Source organism: Larkinella harenae (assembly GCF_054780515.1).
Genome location: NZ_BAAGWE010000011.1, coordinates 121447 through 129608, shown reverse-complemented (window position 1 = coordinate 129608; position 8162 = coordinate 121447). Strand labels below are relative to the sequence as shown.

6 protein-coding genes are annotated in these 8162 nt (G+C 50.5%); 1 reads left to right on the top strand and 5 read right to left on the bottom strand.

The features are described from left to right. On the top strand, window positions 1-674 hold a 674-nt coding region (locus ACYVH9_RS28520), incomplete at its 5' end, for a choice-of-anchor Q domain-containing protein (protein WP_460639850.1). On the opposite strand, the gene ACYVH9_RS28515 is transcribed toward ACYVH9_RS28520, so the two are convergent. The 5 genes from ACYVH9_RS28515 to ACYVH9_RS28495 are packed head-to-tail and all read right to left on the bottom strand — an operon-like array spanning window position 624 to window position 8154. Further along, window positions 624-1871: a glycosyltransferase gene (locus tag ACYVH9_RS28515; protein WP_460639849.1), complete on the bottom strand. Its 1248-nt coding sequence runs from the start codon at window positions 1869-1871 to the stop codon at window positions 624-626. The two genes, ACYVH9_RS28520 and ACYVH9_RS28515, sit on opposite strands and share 51 nt — an antisense overlap. Window positions 1872-1904: 33 nt before the next feature. Then, window positions 1905-3107, bottom strand: coding sequence for a glycosyltransferase (locus ACYVH9_RS28510; protein ID WP_460639848.1), 1203 nt, complete (start codon window positions 3105-3107; stop codon window positions 1905-1907). A 49-nt stretch (window positions 3108-3156) separates the two neighbouring features. Next, the gene (locus ACYVH9_RS28505) at window positions 3157-4626 is read right to left on the bottom strand and encodes an O-antigen ligase family protein (protein ID WP_460639847.1); all 1470 of its coding nucleotides are present in this window, start codon (window positions 4624-4626) and stop codon (window positions 3157-3159) included. Then, window positions 4610-5956, bottom strand: coding sequence for a lipopolysaccharide biosynthesis protein (locus tag ACYVH9_RS28500; RefSeq protein WP_460639846.1), 1347 nt, complete (start codon window positions 5954-5956; stop codon window positions 4610-4612). The genes ACYVH9_RS28505 and ACYVH9_RS28500 overlap by 17 nt, the downstream gene beginning before the upstream one ends. Further along, window positions 5956-8154 carry a GumC family protein gene (locus ACYVH9_RS28495; RefSeq protein ID WP_460639845.1) on the bottom strand — a complete coding sequence of 733 codons (2199 nt, stop codon included), beginning with the start codon at window positions 8152-8154 and terminating at the stop codon, window positions 5956-5958. The genes ACYVH9_RS28500 and ACYVH9_RS28495 overlap by 1 nt, the downstream gene beginning before the upstream one ends. Between the last annotated feature and the right edge of the window lie 8 nt (window positions 8155-8162).

The window sequence follows — 8162 nt, the reverse complement described above, 5'->3', positions numbered from 1 at the left end:
AGCGGGCCAACACGCCGGTCAATGCACCGGTTTGGCTGGTCAACAACACGATCGTCAGCAGTGGGCAGGATGGCATCCGGTTGTACAACGAGACCCAGGTCAACACCTTGATCAACAATGCCATTGTTATGGTTAGGGATAGTAATTATATAACCACTTTGGATCACCATGTTCGAATCAATCAAGAAAATAATTATACCGCCGCCAGCTTAGCCCAAGCTAAGTTTACTAATCCCGCTGATGGTGATTTTCGCCTGGGAACGGGGTCCCCTTTAATTGATAGCGGGGTCAATACGGGTTCGTTTGGCGTTCTTACCGACCTGGTTGATGAACCCCGTCCCAAAGGAAAATCATACGACATTGGTGCCTTTGAAGAAGGGTCCCCTTTACCCAAAAACTGGTATGAGCGGCAAACGCTCCTGGAGCCATCTGCGGAGGTAACATTAAAAATGTACCCTTCTCCAACCCCAGATCAACTGCTGGTAACCCTATCCAACGGGGAGCCGATCCGCAGGTGGGTTTTAGTCAATGGCACCGGTCAGATCATGCTGGAAAACACCCCCGCCCAACCAACGAAAGAGCTGACTGTTTTTACAAAACCATTGCACCCTGGCATCTATTGGCTACGAGTCATCGCGGGAAGTCGTCAATACGTTGGTCGTTTCGTCCGGTAGCACCGCTTTTTTCGCTGTTTTACGGGCTACGGTTCGTGCGATCAGATCGTCAAACTCCCGGGCCCGATGAGCCCAGGAGTTTTGGGCTGCCAGCTGCATTCGGGCCCGGATTTTGGTAAGGTCATCTTCGGCCAGTGCATCGCGTAAGGCGCTGGCAAACCGGAATGGGGTATGGGCAATGGCAATGATTTCCTTAAAATCATCCAGGATCGAAAACGGAGTGGAAACCACCGGAAGGCCTGCGGCCAGGTACTCATTCAGCTTTAACGGGTAGATGGTATACGTATGAGCATTGCAAACGAATGGTATTATTCCAACGTGCATGTCCGCCATACACCGAGCCAGCTCCTGGGGCTTCTTTGCCCCGACAAAGGTAACATTAGGATAAATAGCCAACTGATCCCGGATGGCCGGGTCCGTAACCCGGCCTAAAAACTGAAAGTGTACATCCGGCATAATCTCAAAACAAAACTGGAGTAGCGGTACATCCAGCCGGTCATCAATGGTGCCCAGATAGCCAACCGTTTTAACCGGCTGCCCAACTGATGCGCGTAATGAGTGAGCTTGCCGGAACAGCTCCGTATTGGCGCCATTCCGCACCAAAAAACAGTTGGGCTGCAGCTTACTTTTGCTCATTTGCAGCGTTTCTGACGAAGTGATGACGGCATCCACGGCCTGTACATACTGGGATTCAAACCGAACACCATGCTTGCAAAGCCATTTTGAAGCGGCTATTTCATCGTAACAATAATAGATCTGAGCGCTGGCGTTCAGTGCGTTTTTTAGCGCCATTCCATAGGTTGGATTATAGGCGTTAATCAATACTGGGTGTTCCATCTTCAAGCGTTTCATCGCCTTTCGGATACTATGACCTAAAACCGCAGCATTAAGTGGCAAAAGACGATCGTGCAAATTACCGGGCAACCAGTTTAAAGGGGGAGTTAGCGGAGGGGTCAGCACATAAACCGTACTTCCGTTTTCCAATTGGTATTTTGTCAGGTTGTCTTCCAGCCCCAGTAACTTTCGCATCGGTACTTTTTTATGGCCCATGCAATGGGAAAGAGCATCTTTGAACGTAAACATGTAATCGACAAACAAGACGGTGTATTTGGGCGCTAATTCCGTGAGAAGTTGCACAATCGACTTCTGAAAATCGCCTTCCCAATTGGTGCTGCTGAGGCAAACGAGGCTGTTCATCGGCATGACGGTTTATAGGACATGAAAAAAGGATCAGGAATTGGCTTTGGCATCAACCATTGCCGTCGTGTGCGGTGTATGCAGAAAGCGACGACGGGCCTTTTTGTAATTCAGAATGGCGCGCATGTACCGAATAATCAGGCCAGGAAGTTTGAGAAGCTCCGCTAAACCAACCTGGCGTTTCAGGCTGCTCGGAATGGCCAGATACAAACTGACCAGCAAAACCAACAATTGCCCTCCGATAAACCCGGCCCATGGGAAAAGCTGGCCGACAAGAGCCAGCAACAAACTGGCCGACAACATGCCCAGAAGCAAGACTCTGGGAATCAACAAGGTTTGGAAAACCTTGTCGGCATAATCAACATTGCCCATCAGCAGCCCCCGAATCCCGGAAGCCCAACTCAACCGCAAATGCCGAAATTGGGCTGCAATCCAACGAGTTCGCTGGTGTTCAAATACGGCCCCGTTTTGCACTTTTTCGTCGTAGATATAAGCGTTCTCCAAGTACTCAATCCGAATGCGTTGTTTTAAAATTCGAAGCTCAAGTTCTTTGTCAAAACCGCTAACGGCCGTACTTGGGGCGAGCAAGGCTTTAAGTAGATCGTATTCGAAAGCCATTCCGGAGCCAATTAGCCCCGATGACAGGCCCAACACCCGGTGTCCCTTCCGAAACAAATGGTTGTTGACCTCTTCGCTGACCGCGTCCAGGATGGCAACCGACGTATTCGTATTTTTGGCCACCCGGTGACCCTGCACAACCCGCCATCCTTTGTCGAACGCTTGGTTAATGCGGGTTAAAAAGTCCGTCGCCAAATGGTTATCCGCATCCAGGATAACGGCTACTTCATAGTCGGTCTGGGTAAACTGATTCAGCGCTGCCATCAACGATTTTACTTTGGTGGAAACTTCAAAAGATACGTCTATGACCGTCACGCGCATGCTTCGCAACTGATCCATGGTATGGGGCTGTAGGGAGTCGGCAATCACCGCCACATCGAATAAGTCGGTAGGATACGTTTGTTGAAGACAATTTCGGGCCGAATCAATAATGACGGCATCTTCCCGGTAGGCAGGCAGCAGGAGCAGCATTTTCCGAAAATGGGTGGTTTCCGGTTCCCTTTTATCCCGTTTCCGGAGCGGAATGTTCCCGGCCAGGGCATACAAAAAAATGTAGAGCACATTCAGGGCTGTAAAACCGTAAATTGCATAGGCGACATACTCCAGAAAAGACAGCATAAGGGCTTGTTTTTATAAAGTGGATAGACGAGACAACCGCTACATTCGATCACGCATTAACGGCCGGAACCTGTTGGCTTTCGGCGTGCAACTGTTTTTCTATTCGCGGACAAATCACAAAAAAAACAATGCTCAGATGCATCATAACGTCAGTAGGGTGTTGGCCAAAGAGCTGGTTGCCGTAACTGGCTACGCAGATGCCGACGTAGCCGCAGTAGAGGCCCGCCATTTTGGAAATTAGTTTGGGGTGACGCAGCCGACTGATACGTCGGTAGCCAATGAGACCGATGGCCATCAGGCTGATGACATGGAGCGTTACGCCCACCACCCCCGTGTCGACCCAAACCCGGACGTACCAGCTGTCCAATGCGGTACGGGCCAGGAACGTGTTCGGCGCAAAGCGCATCCCCATTTCACCTCCAGATCCTATTCCTCCGCCTAAAGGGCGGGTTGATAAGTAATCGGCCAGCATACGCTGGTTGTGAAGCCGAACCTGAAAGGAGGCATCCTTGGCCGGACTGAGGGCACTACGCATGCGCTGAATCTGGTAGTTACTTTGGCCAATGTAGGTATACTTGAGGAACCCGAAAGCCAGACCGGAAAACAGAATACCAACGATTAGGAGAGGGATATTTTTCCGCAGTAGTAAATACACCGGAAAACCCGCAATAAAAATGAACAGGGGGCCACGACTTCCTGAAACGGCAAATCCCCAAAAATAGACGGCAAAAAGGAAAGCATACAGGATTCGGGTCTTCCACGCCTGGGTATCAAGTAACCGGATGATGCAATAGAGGGCAGCGTATGCCATTTCCGCACCGAATTGACCCGCATCGGAATAAAATGAGAAACTTCGCAGCTTGCCAAATAAGATATGTTGCTTGGCAGCACCAGCCGCCAGCCAGGCCTGTTCTCCGGCCGTTAGCTCGCCGTATTGCTGTTTAAAGCCCCAGACGGCCGCAATAAAAGACCAGATCAGCCACGTATTGATGACCACGTTCAGATGGCGCATATTCCGAAGCAGCATGAGCCCGCAACCAACCGTCAGCAGCCAGTAAAAGGACAAACTGCGAACGGCATAGAACCAGGCTTCCTGGCTTACTGCTTCGGTATTAAAATACAACAATAGCGTAAACAGAAACCAGGCCAGCAAAATGTAAAACACGGGGTTATGAAGCCGTTTGCTGGCATCCGGGCGTGAACTGGTGAAAATACCCAGCAGCGTTAGAAAGAGGATGGCATCAATAGCAATACCGTAGGTGACTTCTTTGGCTGCAAATCGAAATAAGCCATTGACGATAAAATTGACGTGCAGACAGGCCAAAATACCGAGTAGCGGGTGAGTCAGGCAACGAATGATGAAAAACAAAACAATCGGCAAAGCCACCAATGCCCCCGTTACCAAGAGATCATTCTGGGCCACAACGATCCCTACTAAAACCGCAACCGTTGTGAACAGCACGGCTTGCAGGGTTTTTCGCCCATCAAAAGCAGGCAACTGTTCAACGGACCAATTCATGGCGTATTTGTTTAATGAAAGTGCCTCCCTGCTGCCATCCAGCCCGCATGGCGGCAGCCAGGGAGATGGGGGCGTAGGGGCGGATTAGGTAAAAACCGAGCAGCAACCCGATTAAAAAAATCACGGTATTCACTACCGCTACGGCAACGAGGGATTGCCAGAGGACAGCGATTGTGGTACCGAGCAGTGTCAAAATGAGCATCACACTCACCTTTAGAAAGTTTCGATTTGGTTGTCCGACGGCATCAAGGCCGACGCCCGAATAGCGTTCCAGCGGCAAAAAAGCCGTGTAGATCATAAACCAGCGGAGAATGGTGGCGCTTTCATCCAATTCGGTTCCACCCAGGAGAACAACCAGTGGTTCGGCTAAGAGAAAACCGACGAGGGAAACCGGCAACATCGCTACCCATACCTGGCCGGCCTGGGTGTGGAAATAATGGGCCAACAACCCGGGCTGTTGACGCTGGCGAAAGGCCACTAACTGGGGAATATCCGTAACGACAATACTCCGAACCGGCATTTCTACCAACTCCAGCAAACGTTGGGGAATGGCGTAAATCACCACAGCCGCCGGATTCAGAAAAGCACCAATGAGCAGCGTATTGGAACTGCGCAATAAATTTGAAACAAGCAGCGTCCCCGAGCAATATTTCCCGAAATCCACTAAGGGTTTCCGCTCCTGGGCCGTAGCCGCCCCAACGCTATGCAGGTAATTCGGTCCCAGCACGATTGTCGCCAGACTGACCAGTGCATAACTCGTTCCGTACGCTTTGCACAACCCCTCAACCGTCAACGGATTGTCAGCCAATTCATTCACCCCAATAAAAAGTAAAAAAAGGAGTTGTATGGCTGGTCTAACGGTTTGCATGGGCTTAAACTGGGACCTCGAATGCCAGAACCAGACGCTGTGGATGGCTGGCATGGAAACAAAAGCCGTAAGCACCCAAATCCATACCACCTGCATAAACCAATCGTTCCCCCAGCCGTTTTCCTGAAAAAGCCAAGCGCCACCCCCTATCAGCAAACTGGCCGCTATCGTCAGGACAATGCTTATTTGCCAGGCCGCACCCGCCCAGCGCCGAAAGGTCGTCTCTTCGTTTGTATGGGCCGTGTGGAAGATCAATCCATTGAGGACCAGTCCGGTGCGCAGTGTATCGAACAGGGTGTACAGGGTCAGGAATAGAATCCACTGACCAAACGTTTCCGCATTCGTCAAGCGAACCAGGATCATAAGCGTCAGCAAACCCAGGATGGCATTTAAGCCATTGCCCAACAGGGAGATAACTGCATTTTTCTGTAAAAGCTGCCGTATCGTAAGCCCTTTTTTCATTACCCTTCGTAATTAATAGCCACCTGGGGTACAGTTTGCGAAGCAGAAACAGGGGTCATCTGCGGCAAGGAATCCATAAGACCCATATCCACTCGGTTCAGGACACATTTGACATTTCCGCCGGAGGCTTTTTGGTACAGGGTACACAAGGATTGATCGGTTTTGGTCCAGACCGACTGAGCGTCCATTACCAGCAGAGACAAGCTACTTTGATAAACCAGATGAGCCGGAATAGCGGCTTCCATCAGGCTGGGTAATTCCAGAAATATGTAATCATAGGGATTGTCCGAAGCCGCGTTGTTGTGTACAAATTGCGTAATATCGGACGCATCAATAAACGTCGAATTAATCGGATAGAAGTGTACATTGACCAACGCCGTGTCGTCCAGTGGCCTGGTGAGTAAGTTGGTGTCCAATAAATTGTGCCCTTCGGGTTTGAGGTAAAGCACCCGGCTTCCAGCCAGCGCATAATGCTCGCTAAGCGCGTCTCCAATCCACGACTTGCCCTGGTTGGGGCGCGTACTGGCCAGTATGATCAAATGGGCATTACGCCGTGATAAGCGGCCGAGTTCTACCGTTACGACACTCCGCAATTGTTCCAGCATACACCGTTTAATATACCGCAATCGGTTGGAATAACGGCCCGGGATGAGTGGAAACGCGGCTGCCAGGGTTGTATGTGTGAGTTGTTCGGCGCGAACCGGACTTTGAATGGTGTGATTGAAATATTCGCGCATCGATACGACCAGCATAGTCAGAAAAAAAACCGCGAGGAACGCTCCACCGATTTGCATGCCTCGTTTCGAGGGTTGTGGCTCCTGGGGATAAATAGGGGGGTCCAGTACCATTGGCGGCCCGGAAATTTCCGCGTTCTTCTGTTTGATACGCGCCTGATTAAGGTGATCCCGCACGGTGGCGTATTCTTTTTGAGCCAGCTGTACTTTAAACTCAAAATGGTTCAGGCGTGAGCCCAAAGGAGCCATCTTGCGGGATTTTTCATCGTACGTATTCAGCACGTCCTGGTAGGTGTTGAACCGGGCGGCCGACTCTTCATACTCGATCATTTTGACGAGCCACTCGTCCACCATAGCATGCTGGGGTAAGGACTCAATGGTATTATTGACATTATAATACTTGCGAGCCATCGACTTCAATTCATCCGCCAACAGGTTTGTGCGTTTGTGTAACTGATCGACAACATTTCGGGCCGCTCCGGTCACCTCAGCACTGGCCAGTTGGGACTGGGCGTCAGTGAGCTCCGAACGCTTTACTAACAATTCATCGTTGGTAGAAAGCAGGGTGGCATTATTGGTCATGCGTTTCTCCAGCGACGATAGAGCCGCTTTGGTTGCTTCCAGCCGCATTGTTTCTTTGTAAAAGTCAGACTCCAGTACTTCCCGGGAAGCCGCAACATTTCTCGTTTGTTCGGCATAGTTAATGATGTCGTGGTTGGCGCCGAAATCCCGCAGCAGCTCTTCCGCTTTGTACAAGCGATCACGCGTCGCAATAAATTTCCGTTCGTAGTACTGGACGACCGCCCGCGCTTCGGCACTTTTGATTTCCGTGTAGCGGTCTTTGAAAACATCAATGACCAACGAGAGCGTTTGCTGGCTAACGGCAGGATCGTCAGACCCGTACGAAAATTCCAGAATATCGCTGGTTTCTTTTCGCTCAACTTTTAAATTCCGATTGATATAAGCAATCGAGTAATAAAACGCCGAATTCCGCAATAGTTTTTTTAACGGATTGTCTGACGGAAGCCAGTACAGGCTATCCAGCCGGGCGTAGGTACGGTGGTAGTCGCCCGGCACCACAATCTGCTGCCGCAGACTATCGCTCACAATGGTATTCAGACGGACAAAGCCCGGTTTTCCCACAATAGTTGGATTGGCCTGGTTGAGCAATAAATGCTGGGCCAGTAGCCGTCGCCCCACCTGTCCTATCGTTTCGCGGGAGCGAATCGTGGTCAACAGGTTATCGAAGACGTTCGCTGAATAATACTGGTCATAGCTTTTTCGGTCTTCGGTTGATAGCGAAAACGTAGCCCCCGCCAATGAGCTGTAAATGGTCGCGGTTGACGAATACTGTTTTGGCGCATCCCGGGTCAGCACAAAAACCGTACAGGCGGCCACAGCAGGCAAGCCGACGATCCAATAAAAATAGCGTTTCAGCAAACGATAAAGTGTAAAATAGACCATATGGGGTA

Coding starts and splice junctions, on each gene's coding strand:
- ACYVH9_RS28505 (WP_460639847.1), bottom strand. CDS start 4,626: ATGAATTGGTCCGTTGAACAGTTGCCTGCTTTTGATGGGCGAAAAACC.
- ACYVH9_RS28495 (WP_460639845.1), bottom strand. CDS start 8,154: ATGGTCTATTTTACACTTTATCGTTTGCTGAAACGCTATTTTTATTGG.
- ACYVH9_RS28510 (WP_460639848.1), bottom strand. CDS start 3,107: ATGCTGTCTTTTCTGGAGTATGTCGCCTATGCAATTTACGGTTTTACA.
- ACYVH9_RS28500 (WP_460639846.1), bottom strand. CDS start 5,956: ATGAAAAAAGGGCTTACGATACGGCAGCTTTTACAGAAAAATGCAGTT.
- ACYVH9_RS28515 (WP_460639849.1), bottom strand. CDS start 1,871: ATGAACAGCCTCGTTTGCCTCAGCAGCACCAATTGGGAAGGCGATTTT.